The 21,465-nt window shown below is 56.7% G+C and carries 18 protein-coding genes; 2 read left to right on the top strand and 16 right to left on the bottom strand.

Annotation, left to right across the window (positions count from 1 at the left end):
* Positions 1-11 precede the first annotated feature (11 nt).
* The 14 genes from AUC61_RS23430 to AUC61_RS23365 all read right to left on the bottom strand — a co-directional run bounded on the left by AUC61_RS23430 (position 12) and on the right by AUC61_RS23365 (position 15,872).
* Positions 12-1,229, bottom strand: coding sequence for a glycosyltransferase family 4 protein (locus AUC61_RS23430; protein WP_243248554.1), 1,218 nt, complete (start codon positions 1,227-1,229; stop codon positions 12-14).
* A 32-nt stretch (positions 1,230-1,261) separates the two neighbouring features.
* The gene (locus AUC61_RS23425; RefSeq protein WP_243248553.1) at positions 1,262-2,302 is read right to left on the bottom strand and encodes an acyltransferase family protein; all 1,041 of its coding nucleotides are present in this window, start codon (positions 2,300-2,302) and stop codon (positions 1,262-1,264) included.
* Between the two features lies 1 nt (position 2,303).
* A complete protein-coding gene (locus AUC61_RS23420; protein ID WP_243248552.1) occupies positions 2,304-3,416 on the bottom strand; it encodes a glycosyltransferase family 4 protein in 1,113 nt (370 codons plus the stop codon).
* Positions 3,417-3,684: 268 nt separating this feature from the next.
* Positions 3,685-4,998 (bottom strand): hypothetical protein, encoded by a 1,314-nt coding sequence (locus tag AUC61_RS23415; protein WP_243248551.1) that lies wholly within the window; start codon positions 4,996-4,998, stop codon positions 3,685-3,687.
* A 102-nt stretch (positions 4,999-5,100) separates the two neighbouring features.
* Positions 5,101-6,345: a glycosyltransferase family 4 protein gene (locus AUC61_RS23410; protein WP_243248550.1), complete on the bottom strand. Its 1,245-nt coding sequence runs from the start codon at positions 6,343-6,345 to the stop codon at positions 5,101-5,103.
* On the bottom strand, positions 6,342-7,343 hold the full coding sequence (locus tag AUC61_RS23405; RefSeq protein ID WP_243248549.1) for a glycosyltransferase: 1,002 nt from the start codon (positions 7,341-7,343) through the stop codon (positions 6,342-6,344). The genes AUC61_RS23410 and AUC61_RS23405 overlap by 4 nt, the downstream gene beginning before the upstream one ends.
* Before the next feature lie 113 nt (positions 7,344-7,456).
* A complete protein-coding gene (gene rfaH / locus AUC61_RS23400; protein WP_243248548.1) occupies positions 7,457-7,969 on the bottom strand; it encodes a transcription/translation regulatory transformer protein RfaH in 513 nt (170 codons plus the stop codon).
* Between the two features lie 5 nt (positions 7,970-7,974).
* Positions 7,975-8,775 carry a WbqC family protein gene (locus tag AUC61_RS23395; RefSeq protein WP_243248547.1) on the bottom strand — a complete coding sequence of 267 codons (801 nt, stop codon included), beginning with the start codon at positions 8,773-8,775 and terminating at the stop codon, positions 7,975-7,977.
* Between the two features lie 47 nt (positions 8,776-8,822).
* Positions 8,823-11,033, bottom strand: a complete 2,211-nt coding sequence (locus tag AUC61_RS23390; protein WP_243248546.1) for a polysaccharide biosynthesis tyrosine autokinase — start codon at positions 11,031-11,033, stop codon at positions 8,823-8,825.
* The gene (locus tag AUC61_RS23385; RefSeq protein ID WP_243248545.1) at positions 11,034-11,483 is read right to left on the bottom strand and encodes a low molecular weight protein-tyrosine-phosphatase; all 450 of its coding nucleotides are present in this window, start codon (positions 11,481-11,483) and stop codon (positions 11,034-11,036) included.
* On the bottom strand, positions 11,473-12,399 hold the full coding sequence (locus tag AUC61_RS23380) for a glycosyltransferase family 2 protein (protein WP_243248544.1): 927 nt from the start codon (positions 12,397-12,399) through the stop codon (positions 11,473-11,475). Before AUC61_RS23380 ends, AUC61_RS23385 begins: the two co-directional genes overlap by 11 nt.
* A 3-nt stretch (positions 12,400-12,402) precedes the next feature.
* Entirely contained in the window at positions 12,403-13,917 is a 1,515-nt protein-coding gene (locus AUC61_RS23375) for a lipopolysaccharide biosynthesis protein (RefSeq protein ID WP_243248543.1), read from the bottom strand.
* A 5-nt stretch (positions 13,918-13,922) separates the two neighbouring features.
* On the bottom strand, positions 13,923-15,044 hold the full coding sequence (locus AUC61_RS23370; RefSeq protein ID WP_243248542.1) for a DegT/DnrJ/EryC1/StrS family aminotransferase: 1,122 nt from the start codon (positions 15,042-15,044) through the stop codon (positions 13,923-13,925).
* Between the two features lie 33 nt (positions 15,045-15,077).
* Positions 15,078-15,872 (bottom strand): hypothetical protein, encoded by a 795-nt coding sequence (locus AUC61_RS23365; RefSeq protein ID WP_243248541.1) that lies wholly within the window; start codon positions 15,870-15,872, stop codon positions 15,078-15,080.
* 976 nt (positions 15,873-16,848) lie between these two features.
* Between AUC61_RS23365 and AUC61_RS23360 the strand changes: the two genes are divergently transcribed.
* Positions 16,849-18,027: a cysteine desulfurase family protein gene (locus AUC61_RS23360; protein ID WP_243248540.1), complete on the top strand. Its 1,179-nt coding sequence runs from the start codon at positions 16,849-16,851 to the stop codon at positions 18,025-18,027.
* Between the two features lie 58 nt (positions 18,028-18,085).
* A complete protein-coding gene (locus AUC61_RS23355; RefSeq protein WP_243248539.1) occupies positions 18,086-19,894 on the top strand; it encodes an aminopeptidase P family protein in 1,809 nt (602 codons plus the stop codon).
* A gap of 45 nt (positions 19,895-19,939) precedes the next feature.
* Here AUC61_RS23355 and AUC61_RS23350 read toward each other — a convergent pair whose 3' ends face one another.
* Positions 19,940-20,236: a hypothetical protein gene (locus AUC61_RS23350; RefSeq protein ID WP_243248538.1), complete on the bottom strand. Its 297-nt coding sequence runs from the start codon at positions 20,234-20,236 to the stop codon at positions 19,940-19,942.
* 177 nt (positions 20,237-20,413) lie between these two features.
* Positions 20,414-21,301 carry a threonine/homoserine exporter RhtA gene (gene rhtA / locus AUC61_RS23345; protein ID WP_243248537.1) on the bottom strand — a complete coding sequence of 296 codons (888 nt, stop codon included), beginning with the start codon at positions 21,299-21,301 and terminating at the stop codon, positions 20,414-20,416.
* Between the last annotated feature and the right edge of the window lie 164 nt (positions 21,302-21,465).

The raw sequence follows: 21,465 nt of genomic DNA, 5'->3' as shown, positions 1-21,465 counted from the left end.
ACAGTGCTCGCTCAGACGGATTTGATCGGAATGACACGTGCGGTCTGCTCGTTGCTGACCAGAATGGGCGACGCCTGGGGCATTTTGTATTGGGCAGGCTGGCGTGCGAGGCGCGCTGCAGCGAGGCGACTTTCGACGAAGTTTTTCATTTCTTCCTCGAAGAGCTGACCGCTGAAACGTTCAGCGTTGGCGCGACAGGCCTGAGCTGTGATACGGGCATGCGCCGCTTCGAACTCGCCGACAGCGGCGACCAGCGATGACACCGTTTGTTGCTCGTAGAACACGCCAGTCGGTTGTGGATGGTCCAGGCCGCAAACGGTTTCCAGTACGCCGCCCTTGCCGAAGGCAATCACCGGGGTACCACAGGCCTGAGCTTCGACCGGGCTGATGCCGAAATCCTCTTCGGCGGCAAAAACAAAGGCTTTGGCATTGCGCATGTGTTCCAGCAACACCGCAAACGGCTGAAAGCCCAACAGCGTGACGTTGGGCGCATGAATCAGCTTTGCCCTGGCCATTTCCGGACCGTCACCGATGACGATGAGGCGCTTGTCCGGCATCGCCGCAAACGCTTCGATGATCATCGGCATGCGCTTGTAAGGCACCATTCGCGATGCAGTGAAGTAGTAGTCCTGTTTGCTGTCTTGCAGGGTGAAGTTGACGGTATCCACTGGCGGGTAAATCACCGTGGATTCGCGGCGGTAAGCTTTGGCAATACGCCCGCCAATGAAATGCGAGTTGGCGATGAAGTCGTCGACGCCCGACGAGGTGCGCTGATCCCACATACGGATGTAGTGCAGGATCATTCGCGCGACTTTGCTCTTGAAGCCGGTGCTCATGCCCGACTCCTGCAAGTATTGATGTTGCAGATCCCAGGCGTAGCGAATGGGCGAATGCACGTAGCTGACGTGCAACTGATCCGGGCCGCTGAGCACACCTTTGGCTACCGCGTGGCTGCTGCTGATAATCAGGTCGTAACCCGACAGGTCGAGCTGTTCAATGGCGAGCGGCATAAGCGGCAGGTAACGCTGATAGTGAGTTCTGGCTTTGGGTAACCGCTGAATAAAGGTGGTCTTCGCGACTTTGCCATGCAGGTGCTCACGATCCTTGTCGCTGAGAAAATCGATGACTGAAAACAGATCGGCCTGCGGCCAGATGTTGATCAGTGACGCCAGTACTCGTTCGGCACCGGCGTACGTCACCAGCCAGTCGTGGACTATTGCGATTCTCATGGAGGTTCCCTTCTGTATGCACAGGCTCTACATCAGGCGCGGGCTGTCTGCGTCTTGGCGTGGCGATTGTTGAGGCGTTTGCCCCACTGGATAAATGGCGTTTCGATGCAGCGGAAGGACAAGTGGGCGATACCCAGGGTCAGTAAGGTCGCCAGCACGGCGGCGTACAACGGTGATAACGGCAGGCCGCGCAACAGGTACTCGGCCAGCATCAGCATTGACGGATGCAGCAGGTACAGCGAGTAGCTGATACTACCGAGCCAGACCAGGACCGGTTGATCGAGCCGGACACTGCGGGTCAGCAACAGGAAACTGACAATCGCTGCGGTGTACGTGAACAGGTAGCGTCCGCCAGCTTCCCCTTCTATAAGGTTCTCGCCGTAAGCCAGTAGGAGAATGGGCGGCAATAACAGCGCATAGGCGCCCAGCACGGTGATCAGGCAGCGGGTCAATTGACGGCTGTGCTCGCCCAGCAGCCACTGACGCCAGATCGAGCCAAAGAACATCAGTGACAAGGCCAGCGGCAGGGCCACCGGCACTTTGCGCTCGGTCAGTTCCCGGAGAATGGCCAGCACCAGACCCAGCGCCAGCATGCCCAACGAGCAGCGTGTCCGCACCCCGAGGTCATACAGCTTGCCGGTGAGAAACAGCAGCAGACACAGGCCGTAAAACACCATTTCGATGAACAGCGTCCAGTACAGTCCGATCACGTCATCGAAGCCCAGTAACGCCTGCACCATGCTCACGTTGGCGACAATTTGTGGCCAGGGCGGAAACAGCGCGCCAGAGAGCTGCAACATCGTCAGGTAAACCAGCAAGGACAGCCAGTAAGCCGGGTACAGCCGCATGACGCGGGAAATCACGAAGCGCCGTGCCCCGTCGGGACCAGGGCGCAGGCTGAAGGGGATCACCACGCCGCTGATCATGAAGAACCACAGCACTCCGAGCTTGCCGACATCCAGCAGTTCGCGAAGCAGCCAGACATCGCCGAGCAGTGGCGCGTAGAGGTGAGTGAACACCACCAGCAACGCGGCAATGCCGCGCAGGGCATCAAGATAGGCCAGGCGTTTCATGTCAGGACTTGCCAGAGGTCGATTCAACGGCCGGCGATGTCTGGCCGGAGGGTGTGTCGCTGTGTGCCAGCGCATCGATACGCTGCGACACTCGCCGGGCCGAGTCTTCCCAGGAAAAACGTCCGACATTGCTCAGACCCCGGCGACGTAACGCCTGGCGCAACGGCATGTCGGTCAGAATGCGCTCCATGGCCGATGCCATATGGGAAACGTCCAGTGGGTCGAAATACAGTGCGCTGGCTTGCAACACTTCTGGAATGGACGCGGCGTTAGCGGCCAGCACCGGGCATCCGCAGGCCTGGGCTTCCAGTGGCGGGATCCCGAAACCTTCATAGAGCGATGGAAAGACAAATGCGGTCGCACCCTGATACTGCTTGATCAACTCAGCATCGCTGAGTCGCCCGAGAAAGCGGATTCTCGGGTCACGGCACGCCAGGCGTTGCAGTTCAGGGGCGGCGAAGATTTCGCTGGCGGCACCCACGATATGTAGCTGCAAGTCGTTATGGCCGCGCAGGCTCATGAATGCCTGAATCATCCGGTTGAAGTTCTTGTGCGCGCTGGGTGAAGACACGGCCAACAGATAACGCGGTTTTTCTTCAGGTGCAGCGTCGGGCCGAAATGCATCGCTGGTCGCATTGGGTACCACGAATATGCGTTTTTCCGGGTAGCCATAGAACTGGGCGATTTCGCTACGTGAGAAGTTACTGACGGTGATCAACGATTTGAGGCGCCACAATAGAATCGGGGTCACGGTTCGATATACCGTGCGGAACATCCGCGAGTAACTTTGAGGGTGGCGCACGTAGTTGATGTCGTGGTGCGTTGCGATCTGGTTGGCGTAAAACATCGGTGCTGTGCTGCACAGCGAAACCAACAGTGGCCGCCCTTTGCGCATCAGGTACAGCGGCAAATCCAGTTGTTCCCACAGGTGTCCCTGGTTATGCCCGATGCACTGCACATCCAGTGCCTTGGCGCTTTCGCTCATTTTTATCCCGTGGGGTGCGACGAAAACCAGGTCGTTGCGCAGTTGTTTGAGCGCTAGACAGGTCTGTTCCGCAAAGCGCTGAACCCCACGCAGCTCCTGGGTAAGAAAGCGGGCATTGATGACGATCATCGGCAAAGGTCTCTGCGCAGGATGGGGAGGTGGTTAGGTTTTGCTGCATGCGCTGAACTGTGGGAGATGCAATTCTTCCGGATTGAACCCAATCCTGTAGGAGCTCACCGAGGTTACGAGGCCAGCGATCGCGGTTTGCCTGATGCTCCGCGATCACTGGCCTCGTAACCTCGGTGAGCTCCTACAGGTCCGATGTTTGCTTCGCGACAGCGTTATGTGGGGAACACAACGCTATCTCCTGCAGAACATGCATTTCAATTCAGAGCTATCACCGTGCAAACAGCGGTGGCTTGCTGCCCAGGCGGATAACCCTGGGAAATTCGTTGATCGGTACCAGGGCGGAACAGCGGCTGTCGTTGCAGTTCCAGGGGATACCGGTGTCCAGCTGACCGCGTTCCGGTTGGCCGCTGTCGACGATCAAGACGTTGCCAGCCTGAACACTGCTGGCATCGACTGGAATCGAGCGTCGGTGTCCGGTGGTCCAGGCGACCAGAATCTGCTCGGATCCTTTGTTGAAGCGCAGCAGGTAAGCGTTATCCAGTTCTCGACTCTTTTCCGCGTCGTACCGGTAGTCATGCAGAAACGGGCTGATGGCCTTCAGCGTCAGGTACGCCGGTTTGACCGTCAGGTCCTGATTGAGCAAACCAAAATTCTGCTCCGGGTCACTGGTGTCCTTGCCATCGTCAAGCAAGTCGTACCACCACAAACCTTTGATGTCCGGCAGCGTCTGGGCGAGGAAGAAACTGCGGGCCAGATAGGCCGCCTGGGTCTCTTCGCTCACGCCGCATTTGCCGCTGTTGCTGGGCCAGCCCATCTCTGTCAGGTACAGCGGAACAGGTCTTGCGACCAGCGCTCTGAGGTCGGCGTCAATCCAGCGCAGCCAGGCAATCCAGCGTTCCGGGGTATGCCGTTCTTCGTGGCGGCAATGCACATAAGGATGCAAGGACAGGCCATCCACGTGGTTTAGCAATCCAGCCGACAGGAGGCGGTCGGCAAATCCCAGGTCCATGCCCTGGCTGGTCACCGCGCCAGCGAGAATCGTCACCGGTTTCTTCTGCTGACGCAGGTTACTGGCGGTTTCTTCAATCAGATTGCTGTAGTCGCGGGCGAAGGCCTCATCGACCGGATTTTCCTTATCCCACTCGTTCCAGACCTCATAAAAATCCACGCTATCGGCCAGTTCACGGCTAATGAATTTCACGTAATTGCCGAACCCTTGCTTGATCGGCGGATAACGAGGCTTGGCATAGTTGCCGTAGTTTGGGTTGCCGTAACCCAGTACCAGCAGGGGCCTGAGTTTGTGCTCCCGAGCTTTGCTCAGGTATGTCTGCCAATTGAGGTCGATATGCAACTGTCCACGACGCGGTTCGGCTACCGACCAGTAAGCATCGTCGCGCACCGAGTCGACCCCGGCAGCTTCAAGCATTTGCAGCGTTTTTGCCGAGGGGCCGTTCTTGTTCATCAAATGCGTAGCGACACCAATAATGAAGCGTTCTTCTGCTGTCGCGGTGCAACTGAATATCAGGCTCAAGAGAAACAACGTCAGAGGCTTTCTTGACGAGGCGCGAGTGTGCTGGGACATGTTTTGTCTCAATGAAGAGGCACGGTCCGGAGCGCCAGTAAACTGGCTCGGTTAGTCACGGGCCGATGGATAACACTGCGTGTTCGGGCGAGCACCGGCGTTTCAGGCCGGGCGTGGCGCATACGGCCTGATCGGGCGTGCGGTACTGTCCAGCAACGTTTGGGCGAGAATGCTTTCGTAGCTGTCGAGCATCAGGTCCAGATCGGTCAATGACGACACGCTGATACGAGCCTGGGCGCTCAGACGGGCCAGCAACTCGGGTTGTTGATGCAACCTGAGCATCGCAACCCCTAGAGAGTCCGGGTCGTCGGGGCTGCACAACAAGCCGTTGAGCTGATCCTGAATAATCTCCGGCAAACCGCCCATACGGCTGGCAATCACCGGGACCGACCAGGCGCAGGCTTCAACGGCCACCATGCCGAAGGGTTCGCTCCAGATCGATGGCACGATCGCGACGTCGATCTGCTTGTAAAAATCTTCAGGTGCCTGGTAACCGACGAAGCTTATTCGGGGCGAATGTGCCAAAGCCTTGAAACGCTCTTCATCGCTGAGCTGGCCTCGGCCGGCAATCTGCAAGGTCGCGTCGATCGGCAGTTGCTGAAACTGCTCGATCAGCCAACGCAGCCCTTTGGGTTCCGATAACGTGCCCATATAGCCGAAGCGCAGCGGTGTACGTTTGGTGACGGGCTCTGCGTTTTTGAGTTTGATCGGCAAGGCTGGGGCAGGACTGGCGTTATGCACCACATAGCCGCGGGCACCTTTGAAGTAGCCCTGCGCTTGTAAGGTGTCGAGCATGAAGCGGCTGACGCCCACGACCGTATTGACCTGCGCTGAGCGCGCATCGTGCCCCTTGCGAAAGCGTTCGCAGCGGCCGCATTGGGTCTTGCAGCTATGGCCTCTACTGAACATGGTGCTGCCGGGACATAGCAGGTAGAGATCATGCAGTACCTGAACGATCGGTAATCCGGCGGCGGTGATCTCGTCCCAGGCAGAGACCGACCAGCCGGTGAGGTTATGACAGACCACCAGATCGGGTTTTTCCAGATCAATCACCTGTTTCACGTAGTCACGCATGCCGACGTTGTAACGGTCACGCAGGTGCCAGCCCAGTCGTGCCAGCCTGCCGGGGCGCTGGGCGCTGAAGTGCCAGTAGAAGTTACGCAAACCGGCACGATAAACCTTCACCAGGTTGACCGTTTCCTCGGTAAGCCCCGACTGCGGGCCGGTGGCGAGTACCACCACTTCATGGCCGCGTTGCTGCAAGCCTTCGACGGTACGCTGCAGGATGATTTCTGCGCCGCCACCGATATCCGGGGCATACAGGCTGTTAATGAAAAGGGCCTTCATAGCGGATACGACTTGTGCAGGCCCAATACGCCCGACTCACCGTCAGCGATGGCTTTTTCGATCAGGCTCAGGCGTTGTTCCGCACCGCGGCGTTTGGCAATCAGGCGTAACAGGCGAAAGAATATCCAGCGGTTGAAGCTGTAGAGCAGTGCCGATGAGGCCCATATATTTTTATCGAACCAGGCCTGATTGCGTGCCCCGTAATAAGCGCGAAGATCCGAGCCGCCCAGCAAAAAACTTTCATAGATATTGCTGGTGCGCGCCTTGATGTTCCACGAGTCCTCAAGGTCATCGAGCAACGCTTCCGGCACAAGAAAAATACGCCCACCCGCGGCGGTGATACGCCAGGTGTATTCACTGTCGTCGGCGTAGAGCATCAGTGCATCCAGCGGCAGCCCGATGCGTTGATAAAGGCTGCGATGGGCGAGCAGTCCGCCATAAGTGGCGAATGGTAGCTGCACGGTTTCGATTTTCTTGTACTTGCCCTGTGGCTGGCCCCAAGGCAAACGCCGCCAGATTTTGTAAGGCAGCTGTGCTATGTGAAATCCGAAGAAACTTGAGCGTCGCTGGATAGCAAAGCGGCGCGGGACGCCGGCTGCGATGTCGGCCTGATGAGTGGGGCGAAAGCCCAGCACCGCCGCTTTATCCGCGCCATCAATGGCCTGACGCTGGCGCAGGCTTTGATGCAGGGTGGCGATGGCATTTATCGTCGGAGCGTTGTCGTCATCCATCAACCAGATGTATTCGGCGCCAGCGTCCAGTGCCGCCTGAATACCGACCGAATAGCCTTTGGCCGAGCCTGTGTTGCTCTGCAAATGAATCACCTTGACCTGATCCGGCCAAAGCCTGCAGAGATTTTCCAGCGGCGCGACCGAGGCATTGCTGACGATGATCACCCGGTCAATCAGCGGGCTCTCCAGCGAACGGCTGACCAGCGTATGCAGGTAGTTGTAGCGATCACCATAGGTGAGCGTCACCAGCGTTGTGAGTTGAGTCATGGTGAGATTCCGGTAAGGATTCAGAGCGCTGGATGGCGCCAGCCTCGGGGCACATCAAACCTGTGGGAGCAGAGCTTGCTCGCGATAGAGGCACCGCAAATAGTGCGATGCAATCAAACCCGCGCTTCCATCCGCAGCAGGCTGCTGATCGGCAGCACCACTTTCTGTTCGCGTTGCAGCAGGTTGAGCAAGATCACGGCGCGCTCCGTGCCATCGCAGGCCAGGAAGATCGCTTCGATGTCGCAGAGCTCGCCAGCCTTGATCAGCACATGCTCGCCTTGTTTGAATTCGAGCCTTGGGGCGGGAGTGCTCAAGCGCAGACGGATCTGTTCGATCAATTCATCCTGCACCGGCACCGGATGCCCACCGAAGGTCACGATTCTGGCCACTCCCCGGGTGGAGCGGATCGGGTACCAGTTGTCGTGGACCTGATCCATGCGAATGAACAGGTAGCCGGGGAACAACTCCTCTTCAGCCGTCGGTCGAGCGTTGCGCTTTTTCAGCTCTGCCGACTTCAGAGGGCGGTAGCACTCGAAGTTCTGGCGTTGCAGGTGTTCCTCTGCGCGTGCTTCCTGGCGAGGTTTGGTCTGGATCAGGTACCAGCGAGCGGGGCTATCGAATGACATGGCCGTTACTCCGCAGCAACGTGGGCAGGGACGATGGAGCTGATCTCGACCTGGCGGGTCAGTTCAGCCAGCAACTGGGCTTCGGGGTTCGGTATACCGTCGCAGAGGCTGAAGCAGGCGAACATCGCCTGAACCTGCTCAACGCAGTTGAACATCAGTACGTCGATGATCGACAGGCTGGGTACGAAAGGCTGATTCAATTGCCGGTAGACAATCGGGTCCATTTTGAAAAAGCGCAGCAACAGCCCGTGACGGGCGAAGTGGTCCCGGTCGTACAGATCGACGCCGCCGATGGGGTTGAGCACGGTGGTCGCAGCGAAGGTGCGGGCGATATTGATCACGCGGTCCTGTTTGTCGAGGCAGGACACCAGCTTGAGGTCTGAACCGCGCAGGATGGGCGTGACGATATGCAGATAAGCGCACATCTCGCGAATCGCGTGTTCGGTGTACAGGGCGAGATTCTGTTGCGGGAAACGAATCAGGCGCTCCAGGAAAGGCATGACCTGAGCGAAGTAGGGCGCCTTGCGGTAGCTCTGGGTGATCAGGTTGATCAGTCGATCGGCTTCTTCGCTGAAGTTGTCAGCCAGATGACGCTTCATGATCGGCAGATCGAAGCTGTCTCGCTTGAGCGGGAACGTGATGAGCTTTGCTTCGCCGTTCTGCAGGATGCGATTGCGATTGACCCAGCCGGAACGGATGTATTGCAAGTCATCGCCGAGGACGAAGACATCCGCTGCGGCAATCAGTTGAAAGTAGCCCAGGTAGGGGAAGAGATAAGGCTGCATCATTGCAATAGTCCGTGCCATCTGTAACTCCTTGAGCGTGCGGGGGAGGTGGGGCTGTTACCTGCGGATCACTTTCTTACAGGGCTGTAGTTGTAGCCGTAGGCCGCGCAGTCGTAGTCGGCTGTGGATGCCTTGCGCAGCACGCCGTTGAATATCGCGCCTTTGATAATCACGCCGTTCTGGCCAAGCCGCCGTTTGCAGGCCTCGATCTCCTTCACCGTGGTCAGGCCAAAGCGGGTCACCAGCAGACAGGTGCCCGCCTGACGACCCACCAGCGTGGCGTCGGTGACGGCAAGAATGGGCGGCGTGTCGACCAGAATCAGGTCATAGAGCGGGGAGAGTTCAGCGAGCATTTTGTTGAAGTTATCGTGCATCAACAGTTCTGACGGGTTGGGCGCATTGAAGCCGCAGGACATCAAATCCAGATTTCGCACTTCGGTGTGATTGATGACTTCTGTGCTTTTAACCCGGGCGGCCAGGGTGTCGGACAACCCGTGCTTGGGGGTCAGGCCGAAGATTTTGTGTTGATAGCCTTTGCGCATATCAGCATCGATCAACAGCACGCGTCTGCCAGCCTGGGCAATGATCACGGCCAGGTTGCTGGACACGAAAGACTTGCCTGCGCCGGGCGACGGGCTGGAAATCATCAGTACGTTGTTGCGGGCCTCCAGCATTGCGAAATGCAGGCTGGTGCGCAGGCTGCGCAAGGACTCGATGGCCAGTTCGGTCGGTGCTGAAACGCTCAGCAGCTTCGATTCCTTGCTGCGCCCCTGACTGTTTTTTTCCAGTCTGTCCTGCTGGCGGGAGTAAGGCAGCGATGCGTAAACCGGCATGCCGATGTTTTCGATGATTTCAGGGTTCTCCACACCACGGTAGAAAGCCTGGCGGACGAACACAGTGGCCACTGCGACGACGATACCGAGCATTGCCGCGAGCAGAACGATGAGCTTTTTCATCGGTTTCACCGGCTGCTCGACGTTGGCGTCGGCGTTGTCGATGATCCTCACGTTACCGATGCTGCCTGCACGGAGAATGTCCTGCTCCTGGCTCTTGTTCAACATCAAGGTGTAGGTCTGGCTGGTCACCTGCATGTCGCGGGTCAGGCGCAGCAGTTCCTGTTGTGTCACTGGCAAGGCTTCGATCTTCTTCAGCAGGCCTTGTTTCTGTGCTTCGAGCTGACTCATCTGGTTCATCAGGCCCCGATAAGTCGGGTGCTCGCGGGTGTACAGGCGTTCGATTTCGACGCGCTTGAGCTTGAGTTCCGAAAGCATCGAGTCCAGCTTCACGACTTGATCCAGAACGCCCTTGGTTTCGATGCTCAGGTCTACTGACTTGGCGCTGGTCTGGAAATCGTTCAGCGCCATTTCCGAGTCTTCCAGCTGTTTGCGCACGCCTGGCAATTGCGAGCGCAGGAACTCAAGGCGTTGCGCAGCTTCGGCCGAGCTGCGCTCGACGTTCTGACGCACATACAGGCGGCTGACTTCGTTGAGGATATGGTTGGCTTTCTCCGGATCAGGGTCCTGGATGGCCAGGTAGATGATGCCGGAGTCTTTGCCTGCTTCGGTAATCTTCAGGCGGTCCTGATAAATCAGCGCAGCGGTCAGGGTGCGCAGTTTGGCAACGATGAATTCGGTGCCAGGCCGAGCGTTGAGTGTGGCCACCTGGATTTTCGTGCCTTTGCCTTCGACGGTCTGATTGATGGCGCCGCTGAGGATCAGCTTGCGATCTTCGTCATAGAGGGAAAAGAAGCCCGGTTTGCCCGCCACCAGAATCAATCCCTCGCCCAGCAGCTCTTCGGGTACATCGAGCTGGAAGACATCGATTTTTTCTCCGCCCCAGGCGTAGGCCGCCTGACCGAACATGGGTTCAGCCAGCGCATTATTGGCTTCCGGGCTGAAGGTGCGGTTCAGGTAAGGGCCGATGACCGGAAAGAGTTTTGGGCGCTGGACGATATTCAGCTTGAGGTCTTCGACGACTTTACCCAGCACAGCCCGCGATTTGATCAGTTCGATTTCAGTGGTGGCTTGAGACACAGACATGGGTTTGCCGGAGACCTCGGGTGTACCCTCGATGCCGATTTTTTTCGGCTCGATCTGAATCATTGCGTTGGCCTGATAGATCGGCGTGGAGAGCACTGCATAGGCCACGCCAGCCAGACTGAAGAGGCCGACGATCAATATGATCAGGCCCTTGTGGTCGAATAGTGTGCGCAAGATAGTTGCCAAATCGATCCGGGAGTCCTGGTAGTAGTCCAGGGAAGAGCGGTTCATAGCGGTCATTTATCTTGTTTCTCCTGACTGAAGAAAAGGTAGCCAGTCGTCGACGCATCTCGAGAGCTGCTCGTAGGTCTGTTCAAAGGCTAATTGTGGTTGCCGATAGGGGTCGGCGATTTCCAGCTGTTGTTGCCATTTGCCAATCAGAAACGTTTTGCCGCGCACTTCCGGGGCCAGCTTCAACACACTGTTGAGTTGGGCGGGTTCCATCAGCAGGATCAGGTCGGCCCTGTGCAGCGAGGCCCGGTCTATCTGGCGGGCCTGATGCCGGGTTGTCGGGACCTGATGCATGTGCAGTACGGCCTGTGCCAGCGGGTCCATGGGTGAATCCACCATGGCGTGAGTACCCGCCGAAGACACTTGCACATGCGGCGCAGCACGCTGGAGCAACAGTGCCTCAGCCATGGGGCTGCGGCAGATGTTGCCAACGCAGATCACCAGAACGTTACTGAACATGGCCTTTGCTGACAGAGGGCAACAACCGCTTGCCGAGGTTGACGCTCATGTTGCGGATGGCCATGAGCAATGCTTGAAATTTGTGCATCGGACCGAGCGCTGACAGAGAAAGACAAAAGACCTGCGTCAGGAAGTACTCATACAACTCCTGATTGCCGATGCGCTGGTAGTAGTTGGCCAGGCTGCTATTGGTCTGCAGGCTCATGTGCAATTTGCGTTTGTTGCTGCGCATGGAAAAAATCCCCCCCGGATGCACCCGGTAGGCGGCAGGTTTGATCTCTGCCAGGAACTTGCCTTTGCCAAATGCGCCCAGCAGCGACCACCAGCACATGTCATTGAGCGGGGCGACAGGCATCAGCAGTTCTGGGGGCATGTTGGTGAGTACGTTGCGAAAGCACACGGTCAGGGTCGAAATCGGTCGAGCCTTCTGCAGGTCCACAGCGCTGGCATCGGCGCGCAGCTTGCCTTGCAACTGAATGCCTCGCGGGCCGTTTTCGTCGAAAGCCATTGCGTCGTGATAGGTCATCACGTAGTCACGATTAGCTTCGAGGAAATCCACCTGGATCTGCAGTTTGCGCGGATCTGTCCAGTAGTCATCGGCTTCGCAATAGGCGATGTAGTGACCGCGTGCCTTGGCAAACAGGCCGGGAACGCAGGGCCGGCCATGCTGATACTGATTCACCTGCTCATAGAACGGCCGGATGATGTGCGGGTAGCGTTGGGTGTACTCAGCGATGATCCGTGCGGTGCCATCGGTGGACGCGTCGTCGTTGATCAGAATTTCGAAATTGAAGGTCGTCTGCTGAGCGAGAAAGCTGTCCAGTGTCTGAGCGATAAAAGCTTCCTGGTTGTAGGCCGGGCACACGATGCTCAATAAGGGCGGTGCGCCGGGTGCAGTTTTTGTTCTCTCATCCATGGCTCATGTACTCGGTTTGCTGAACAAGACGAAAATTTTTGTTGCCAGAGGTTTGTCACTGGCGGCCACGATGAGCAGCGTGATCAGGCCGCTGGCTGCCAACCCCAGAAAGATACTCAGACGATCATCACCGGCTATCAGCAGGAACAAAGGCTCGCTGAGCGTCAGGCCGACGCCTGTCATCACGCCGATGCGCAGGACGTCCCGCAGCCACTGCGGGTGAATGCCAGGCGCCAGGGTGTGATGGACGATCATTGGCCAGACGGCAAACGACACTCCGCGCAATAGAAACCAGGCCACGGCTGCGCCGTAAGCGCCTTGATAACGGATGGCGAAAAACATCACCGGTACGGTGACGATGGCGGAAATCAGGCTGTACCAGACATGCAGGCGTATCTGCCCATAGGCGTATTGCAGATAGAACTGAAAGGCGCTGATCGCCATGATCGCGCTGCCCAGCGAGTACCAGCAGAGGATCTGATGGCTCCATTGGGCAGCGACCCAGTCACCTGTCCAGGCGTAGATCAGGTACTTGCCGTGCAAGCCGATCAGTGCAGACAGAGGAAACAGAAACGTGCAGGCAAAACGATTGGCCGCGAGTAGCAAGGCGTGCATCTCGGCTTGTCGACCTTCTGCCACGAGCACCGTCATGCGTGGTAACAAGGCCTGCACCAGAGGATTGGTGAGCATCATGATGCCGGTAGTGACCAGCGCGACCAGTGAGAAATAGCCGTACTCATCCAGTGGCAGCAGATCCGAGAGCAGCACCTTGTCCATCTGGGTCAAGACAATCCACAGCACGGAGGTCAGCGTCATGCTGGCCGCAAAGGGGATGATCGGCTTGACCAGTAACCAGTTGAAGCCAGTGAGCAGGTGCGGGGTAGGCATCTGCTGATAGGCACGGACCGCAAAGATCAGGGTCTCGATCAGGCCTACCAGAACCTGAAATTCAAAGAAGTCTTCGGGGTCCTGAGAGTAGGTGCTGACCAGCAACAGGCCGCCGAAATAGCGCACGGTTGCGATGATGATGTTGGCGATGTTTAGCCAGGCGTGTTGCTCAAGGCCCTGGATACCACTTTTGTACAGCGTCGCATACAGGCGCAGGGCGACGACTAGCCCCATCAGGCTGATGCAGTGAATCAGCGTCTGCGGTTCGAGCTCTTTTGCATTGAGCCACTGCAACGCAATCCACGGGCTGCTCAGATAAATGCCGATGCAGCAAAGCAACGCCATCGGCAGAAAAATGATTTCGAACGAACGAAGCAATTGCCCTGAACTGCGCTCACGGGCACGCGTACCCTGCTGGTGGGCGACAGCACGCACCAGGCTAGGTGACAAGCCCGCGTCGAGGAGCAGTAACCAGGCCTGCAGCACGGCGAAAAAGCCGATCAAACCATAGGCCTCGGCGCCGAGATGGCCGAGGTAGAAAGGCATGATCAAAATGCCCACCAGCAGAACGTAGGCCTGTCCGGCGTAGTTCAATACGGTATTACGGATGACCGAGCGGCTCTTCGTCATGGCGACTAAATAGCCTGAGCGATCAGTGGGCTGCGATAGTGCACGCTGCTGACACTGCACTCTTCGATCAGGGTACCGATGACCTTTTCCTGATCACTTTTCTGCAAGCCGGGGTAAATCGGCAGACACATCACGCGCTCGCTTAATGCACGGGACTCGGGTTGTGGAACCTGAGGCTGGAGATACTCAAGCGTATCCAGTGATGGGTAGAAGTACCGGCGCGGGTTGATATTCCGTTGATTCAGTGCAGTGCGCACTCGCAGCAGTTGTTGTTCGTCGCGCAGGGCAACCGGGTAGTAGCTATGGTTGAGCTGGCTATCGGGCTGGGTCTGTTGCAGGTCCAGATAATTTTCCAGTCGCGAGGTATAGCGATAGGCGATCTCGGCGCGTTCTTCGAGAATGTTCTCGATGTCATCAAGAATGCACAGCCCCATGGCCGCAGAGAATTCGTTGAGCTTGGCGTTAATGCCAATGCCATCAATCTTGTCGACGTCCGCAATACCAAAGTTGCAGAGCAGGTAGGCGCGTTTGGCGATTTCGTCATCGTTGGTGATGATCGCGCCACCTTCAATGGTGTGGAACAGTTTGGTCGCATGGAAACTCAAGGTGCTGACATCGCCCCAGTTGAGTACCGATTGACCCGCATGGCGCACGGCAAATGCGTGAGCGCCGTCGTAAACCACTTTAAGTTTGTGCTTGAGGGCTATCTGTTCGATATGTTCGACCGCACAAGGATTGCCGAACACATGGGTGCCGACAATGGCGGTGGTGTCGGCTTCAATCCGGCTTTCAATGTGTGCCGGTGAGATGTTCCAGGTGCCGGGATCAATATCAGCGAACAGCGGCCGTATGCCTTCCCACTGCAGTGAACTGCTGGTGGCGACGAAGCTGAACGGGGTGGTGACTGCACTGCCGCTCAGCTTCAGTGCGCGATAAGCCACTTGCAGCGCCAACGTACCGTTGTTGGTCAGAATGATATGTTTTACGCCCAGATAATCCTTGAGCCGTTCTTCCAGTTCATTGACCAAAGGGCCATGGTTAGTCAGCCAGCCGCGGGCATAAATACCTTCCACATAAGTCTTAAACTTACCGATATCGCCCAGATAGGTTTTAGTGACGTTGATCATCGAAGCCTCCATGTTTGACGTTTAACGCAGGGGTCAGAGCGATTTGCCGGGTGTTACTTCTGATGAGCGATTACCTGCCTTGCGGCTGGCGCGTCGGGCACGACGCTGATTGATCTGCAGGATCAGCCGGGTAGTCAGGCTGCCTGCATGCGGGTCACCAAAATGGAAGATGGCTGTCGCCCGGGTAACGTTTGGGCCACACGGCTTATTGGCGTGGAGAGTTCGGTAGCCCCAGAACACGTAGATGTCGCCGGGTTTGAGCGTCAGTGTTTCGGGCTTCAGCCAGCCCCGCTCGATAGCCATGACCAGCAACTTGCGGCTGAAGGGGTTTTGCACCAGGGCTTTTTCAATGGCATTGAATATCGCGTTGCGTCGCACGTTGCGCAGGTTGGGAAACAGCATCAGGTCACCTCGCTCATCTCCTTCCGTAGGGATGAACACCGGTACCAGGACCGTTACCAGGCTGGCGTCGAAATGAAAGCAGTTGGATTCACGACGGCCCTGATTGCCCTGAACACAGCGCAATACCGGGAAAATCTGCAGGCTGGCTGACTCTACGCCGGTGGCGGAGTGATAAAGGCTGGCCAGCATTTGCCGGAAGTCACCAGAATCCCACAGTGCTGCCAAGGGGCTTTGCGAGAGCAACTTCTCACCGTGGTGAGCAAAGTATTCGCCTTGATGCAGCCCGGCCTGCGTTTCGGTGTAGGCGCGTATCAACTGCAGTTCGTTGGCGTCGAGGGCTCCGCTTATCTGGCTGAAACCCTGAGCGTCGATCTGCTCGGTGATTTGCTTGATCCGCTGCGGGTCCATGGCAAATGAAGATGGCATCAATCAATCCTTGATATTGAAGTGGAGATCGCTGAGCGAAAACCAGGCGGCTGGCCGGGGGGCGTCAACTGTTCTGGACGTTCATCCACGCTACCGCCCGAATCCGCTGATCCAGTACGTGGCAACTTCAACAGCGCATTGCAGGTATCTGATTAACTAATCAATACGTGGCGCAGTTTGCAGGCCACGCTACCGCCCCTCGACTACGTTCAGCAGTTGAGCGATTTTCTGTTAATCAAAGGACGGCCACCGGCGCAGGAATGCGCCGTGCAAATAACTAACATGAGGCAATTAAGAGATGTGTCGGCTCGACAATTCCAGCGCATTGCTCTTTGGCAACGCTGCACGAGCTAGGAAATGTCTGACACGCATATATATCGTTGGCGTCGGGCTTTCTGTCAAATTATTTCGTCAACATTCTGTTAAATTTTTGATAAGCGGTTTTTAATGTTGCCTAACCTGTTGTTTTTAAAGGAGTCAAAAAAACATCGCATGCACTGCTTCGGTGCGATGACGGTTTTTGGGCGCTCTTACACTTTGTTTAAACACAGTGTAATGAATGTAGGTCGCCGCTTTTTTAGCGTCAGAAGTTAGTCGTTAAAGACAGAAATAAAATAAGCTTTGGGGGAATAAAGTCAGCGCCGTCCCAGTGAGCAGAGGCTCTATTTCAAGCCAGTTGAAAGCAGGTAAAAAGAATTCGGCGCTGGGGGATGCAATAACGCGTTCAGGGCATCCTCGTAATATTAAGAGGGAAGGGTATGCTGTTGGGCATGAATCGTGCGTATATCATCAAACCGTTTCGTCGCGATGTCTTTATATTCAAAAATAGAATATCTAAATAATAATTGATTACTTTTTGGTCTATGCAGGATGGTGCATCATTGTCTGCAGGATTCGGAACCGAATGTCGCAGATAGCGCGGCTCGCATTACGCAAACAGTCCGGCCTTCCGGGCTGCGCATTTCAAGGTGATCTCATGAAAAATCTTGCGCTGTATTTTGACTACGCTGCTACCACTCCCGTTGATGAGCGTGTCATTGAAGTCATGGTGCAATGCCTGGGCAGGTCAGGCACTTTTGGTAACCCGGCGTCCAACTCTCATGCCTTCGGTCGCGAGGCCAGATCCGTTGTAGATATCGCACGCCAGCAGGTTGCCGATCTGGTCGGGGCACGGCCAGAGCAGATCATCTGGACTTCGGGTGCCACCGAATCGAACAACCTGGCACTGAAGGGTGTCGCGCAAGGCCATTCAGAACGGAGCGGGCGCACAGCTGGCCACATTATTACCAGTCAGATCGAACACAAGGCGATCCTTGATACGGCGGATCAACTGCAGATAGCGGGTGTTGATGTGACGTTTTTGGCGCCTGACGCCAATGGTTTGATCTCCCCGGAGGCAGTGGTTGCTGCGCTGCGTGAGGACACCTTTCTGGTCTCATTGATGCTCGTCAACAACGAACTGGGCACGCTTAACGATATTGCGCAAATCGGCAAGCATGTGCGCGAGCACGGGGCTCTGTTCCATGTCGATGCTGCTCAGGGAGCGGGCAAGGTCAGGATTGATCTGGGCGAACTGGATGTGGATCTGATGTCGTTCTCGGCACACAAGGTCTATGGCCCTAAAGGTATTGGTGCTCTTTATGTGGGGCCTGGAGCGGAGCGGCGGGTAGAGGCGCAGATCCACGGCGGTGGACATGAGAGCGGTCTGCGCTCAGGCACCCTGGCGACTCACCAGATTGCTGGCATGGGCGCGGCATTTGCGCTGGCGCAAACGCTGTTCGAGGAGGAGACGGCTCATATTCGTCATTTGAACCAGCTGTTATGTACACGGCTGGCCGATATCTCCGGTTTGCGTATTAACGGAGATCCGCTCCAGCGAATTCCTCATACGTTGAGCCTGACTTTTGGTGACAACGATCTCGATATTGCCGCTTTGGGCAACGGCCTGGCTTTCTCTTCCACATCTGCCTGCAACTCGGCAAAAAATACCCCTTCGCATGTTTTGCTGGCGCTGGGTCATGATGCCAAGGCCGCAAGTCAGACCATCCGATTGAGCCTCGGGCGCTTTACTTCCGAAGAAGAAATCGAGCGTGCCGCCGCGCTGATCAGGGCTGCCCGGGTCCAGCCTGCTTTCTGGGCGGTTGCTCAGTCCTGATTGGTGCTCCATTATCTGCCCGCAGAGAATAAAATTTTTCGGGTCAGCAGGAGAACCAATGAGTACGCAATCGAACCCCGGTGCAACGGTCGCGCAACGTTTGACGCAGGCACGGGCCCTGATGAGCCGCGAGCGTATCGATGCTTATCTGGTCCCATCGGCTGACCCACACCTTTCCGAGTATTTGCCTGGCTATTGGCAAGGGCGTCAATGGCTGTCGGGTTTCCATGGCTCAGTGGGGACGTTGATTGTCACTCAGGACTTCGCCGGTTTGTGGGCTGACAGTCGTTATTGGGAGCAGGCCACTAAAGAGCTGGCAGGTAGCGGCATTGAGCTGGTCAAGCTCCAGCCAGGGCAGCAGGGGCCTTTGGAGTGGCTTGCTGATCAAGCGAGTGCCGAGACTGTGGTCGCTGTCGACGGCGCAGTGTTGGCGGTTGCCTCTTCCCGGACGCTGGCGAGCAAGCTCTATGATCGTGGTGCAAGGCTGCGCACTGATCTGGATTTGCTGACCGAGCTATGGGCTGATCGTCCTGCGTTGCCCGTCAGTCAGGTTTTCGAGCATCTACCCCCTCAGGCTTCCGTAAGGCGTGTCGAAAAGCTGGCTCGTTTGCGTCAGGTGATCGCAGAGCGAGGTGCGGATTGGCATTTTATTGCCACGCTTGATGACATTGCCTGGCTGTTCAATCTGCGCGGCTCCGATGTTTCCTACAATCCGGTGTTCATTTCCTTTGCCTTGATCGGGCCAAACAGCGTCACCCTGTTCGTTGACTCGAGCAAGTTGAGTGCCGGTGTGAGACTCAGCCTCGAGCAGGACGGCGTTACTTTGCTGGAGTACACCCAGATCGGCGCGGCGCTGCGTGAGGTTCCGAAAGACGCGCGTCTGCTGGTTGATCCCGCCCGGGTAACCTGTGGTCTGCTGGATTATCTGGACGCAGAAGTCACGCTAGTGGAAGGGCTGAACCCAACCACGCTGTTCAAATCCCAGAAAAGCGAGGCTGATACCGCGCACATTCGTCAGGCAATGGAACAAGACGGCGCGGCACTGTGTGAGTTTTTCTCCTGGCTGGATTCGGCGTTGGGGCATGATGCTGTCAGTGAACTGACCATCGACGAAAAACTGGGGCAGGCTCGGCAGCGTCGTCCGGGCTATATCTGTCCAAGCTTCGCGACGATCGCGGGTTTCAATGGCAATGGGGCAATGCCGCATTACCGTGCAACGCCGCAAGAGTACGCGCAGATCGAGGGTGATGGTCTGTTGCTTATTGATTCTGGAGGGCAGTATCTGGGCGGCACCACTGACATTACTCGTATGGTGCCAGTTGGTACGCCCAGTGCGGAGCAAAAACGCGACTGTACCCGCGTACTGAAAGGGCTCATCGCCTTGTCCCGCACGCATTTCCCCAAAGGCATTCTGTCGCCGCTACTCGATGCAATTGCCCGGGCACCTATCTGGTCTGAGGGTGTGAATTATGGGCATGGCACCGGGCACGGTGTCGGCTACTTCCTGAACGTCCATGAAGGGCCGCAAGTCATTGCCTATCAGGCGCCAGCTACGCCCCAAACGGCGATGTTGCCAGGGATGATCACGTCTATTGAGCCAGGTACTTATCGTCCGGGCCGCTGGGGAGTGCGGATCGAGAATCTGGTGATCAATCGCGAGGCAGAGAGTACCGAGTTTGGCGACTTTCTCAGGTTCGAAACGCTGACATTGTGCCCAATTGACACGCGCTGCCTCGAACTGGATTTGCTGACGCAGGACGAGCGTATGTGGCTGAACGACTATCACGCGGAGGTGAACAAGCGTTTGAGCCCGCTGTTGCAGGGCACTGCTCTGGAATGGCTGCGGTTGCGTACCGTCGCCGTCTGACCGGATCTGTGGCGGGAGTGAGGGTGGCTCCCGCCATGTTGCCTTCTACTCGGTCTTTGCCGGCTTCTTGCAGATGATGATCATGCTGCGGCTGGTATAGCCCGCAGGGTTCAGACCAAAGGGGTAATCGCCGGGGTCCTCCACGCCGTCGCCGGATTTGGCAATGACTCTATAGTTCTTCGAAACGCAGGAATCAGCTGCCGTGTCGTAGCACCTCTGCCATGAGGAAGAGAGACCCGAGCAATTGATGTGGATCCCCCGCTTGGTCTGCTTTACGGGGGCGGAAGTCGCGGCGCAGCCTGTGATTATTAGTGTTGTCAGCGCTATAAAAATGTACTTCATTGCTTTCCTTACCCTGGCCTTTATCAAAGTGCCAGTGCCCAGCCGGGATACGATTACTCAGTAAGATGATTTGGCATTCTGCTGGTGGCCTTAAAGGCTCGGGCGTCGCCATGGCGTAAACATGGCTTAACATCGTTACAAATGCTAGTGACATCTCACATTTGAGCAAAAGAGTCCTCAGTCCGCCGGGACTATTTGTGTGTGTTCGCGCTGTGCGGTAAGGGTTGCGCCCGCAGATGCGGCGATGATTGCCGCAATGGCGAGCCATTGGGTAAGCGCCAGGTGTTCATGAAGAAACAACATGCCGGATAGCGCGCCAAATGCTGGCTCAATACTGGCTAGCGTACCAAATGTTCGGGCAGGCATGCGCGTCAGTGCAACCATCTCCAGACTATAGGGAAGCGCGGTGGACAGGACGGCTACGCCAATGGCTGTAGGAATCAGTCCTATGTCGAACAGGGCCCAGCCTGCATGCACCGCACCAATCGGGGCGATGAATATCGCCGCAATCAGTACGCCCAGTGCAGCGGTTTGAATTCCGTTGTCTTCGCCGGCTTTTTGTCCAAACAAGATGTAGCCAGCCCAGCACACTCCAGCACCGAGTGCGTAGGCTACGCCAGTCATGTCCAGGCTCGCGCTTTCTGTCCCGGTAGGGATCAGCAAGAGTAGCCCCGTCACAGCAAGTGCGATCCAGACAAAGTCGAGCGTCTTGCGTGAGGACAGCAGTGCGACCGCCAGTGGTCCCGTGAATTCAAGCGCCACGGCTATCCCCAGAGGAACGCTGCGCAGGGACATATAGAAGAGGAAATTCATTCCCCCCAGTGCGATGCCGTAGAACATGACCGTGCGTAGTGATTTTGCCGTGAATCGGGCACGCCAAGGCCTAAGTACCAGCAGCAGAATAACGCTGGCGAAGATCAGCCGGAGAGAGGTTGTGCCTTGTGCTCCTACTAAAGGGAACAGTGTTTTTGCCATCGACGCCCCTGTCTGAATGGACGCCATGGCAATCAGCAATAGTCCAATGGGGAAAAGTGTGTGGGAGAGGGGGCGCAGGTTATTGCTCATTGGGGGGGTGTTCCAGTCAGCGGGCAGTTGGTGCAAGCGCTATATGATGCTGAAGAATGGAGAGTTGCGCAATATAATGCGCACCCTCCAAGGTTCTTCTTATATAGGTAGCTGGATAGCAGTGTTTTTATTGAAAGTTGGAAATAGGGGTTGACGGCCTCTCT

Source organism: Pseudomonas maioricensis, assembly GCF_022790535.1.
In the GTDB taxonomy this organism is placed as follows: domain Bacteria; phylum Pseudomonadota; class Gammaproteobacteria; order Pseudomonadales; family Pseudomonadaceae; genus Aquipseudomonas; species Aquipseudomonas maioricensis.
The sequence above is the reverse complement of the archived record's forward strand: the minus strand, read 5'-3'. Positions and strand labels throughout refer to the sequence as shown.

Excerpts from the sequence above, each read along its gene's own strand:
- AUC61_RS23430 (WP_243248554.1), bottom strand. The coding sequence starts at position 1,229 with ATGAGAATCGCAATAGTCCACGACTGGCTGGTGACGTACGCCGGTGCC.
- AUC61_RS23425 (WP_243248553.1), bottom strand. The coding sequence starts at position 2,302 with ATGAAACGCCTGGCCTATCTTGATGCCCTGCGCGGCATTGCCGCGTTG.
- AUC61_RS23420 (WP_243248552.1), bottom strand. The coding sequence starts at position 3,416 with ATGATCGTCATCAATGCCCGCTTTCTTACCCAGGAGCTGCGTGGGGTT.
- AUC61_RS23415 (WP_243248551.1), bottom strand. The coding sequence starts at position 4,998 with ATGTCCCAGCACACTCGCGCCTCGTCAAGAAAGCCTCTGACGTTGTTT.
- AUC61_RS23410 (WP_243248550.1), bottom strand. The coding sequence starts at position 6,345 with ATGAAGGCCCTTTTCATTAACAGCCTGTATGCCCCGGATATCGGTGGC.
- AUC61_RS23405 (WP_243248549.1), bottom strand. The coding sequence starts at position 7,343 with ATGACTCAACTCACAACGCTGGTGACGCTCACCTATGGTGATCGCTAC.
- rfaH (WP_243248548.1), bottom strand. The coding sequence starts at position 7,969 with ATGTCATTCGATAGCCCCGCTCGCTGGTACCTGATCCAGACCAAACCT.
- AUC61_RS23395 (WP_243248547.1), bottom strand. The coding sequence starts at position 8,775 with ATGGCACGGACTATTGCAATGATGCAGCCTTATCTCTTCCCCTACCTG.
- AUC61_RS23390 (WP_243248546.1), bottom strand. The coding sequence starts at position 11,033 with ATGACCGCTATGAACCGCTCTTCCCTGGACTACTACCAGGACTCCCGG.
- AUC61_RS23385 (WP_243248545.1), bottom strand. The coding sequence starts at position 11,483 with ATGTTCAGTAACGTTCTGGTGATCTGCGTTGGCAACATCTGCCGCAGC.
- AUC61_RS23380 (WP_243248544.1), bottom strand. The coding sequence starts at position 12,399 with ATGGATGAGAGAACAAAAACTGCACCCGGCGCACCGCCCTTATTGAGC.
- AUC61_RS23375 (WP_243248543.1), bottom strand. The coding sequence starts at position 13,917 with ATGACGAAGAGCCGCTCGGTCATCCGTAATACCGTATTGAACTACGCC.
- AUC61_RS23370 (WP_243248542.1), bottom strand. The coding sequence starts at position 15,044 with ATGATCAACGTCACTAAAACCTATCTGGGCGATATCGGTAAGTTTAAG.
- AUC61_RS23365 (WP_243248541.1), bottom strand. The coding sequence starts at position 15,872 with ATGCCATCTTCATTTGCCATGGACCCGCAGCGGATCAAGCAAATCACC.
- AUC61_RS23360 (WP_243248540.1), top strand. The coding sequence starts at position 16,849 with ATGAAAAATCTTGCGCTGTATTTTGACTACGCTGCTACCACTCCCGTT.
- AUC61_RS23355 (WP_243248539.1), top strand. The coding sequence starts at position 18,086 with ATGAGTACGCAATCGAACCCCGGTGCAACGGTCGCGCAACGTTTGACG.
- AUC61_RS23350 (WP_243248538.1), bottom strand. The coding sequence starts at position 20,236 with ATGAAGTACATTTTTATAGCGCTGACAACACTAATAATCACAGGCTGC.
- rhtA (WP_243248537.1), bottom strand. The coding sequence starts at position 21,301 with ATGAGCAATAACCTGCGCCCCCTCTCCCACACACTTTTCCCCATTGGA.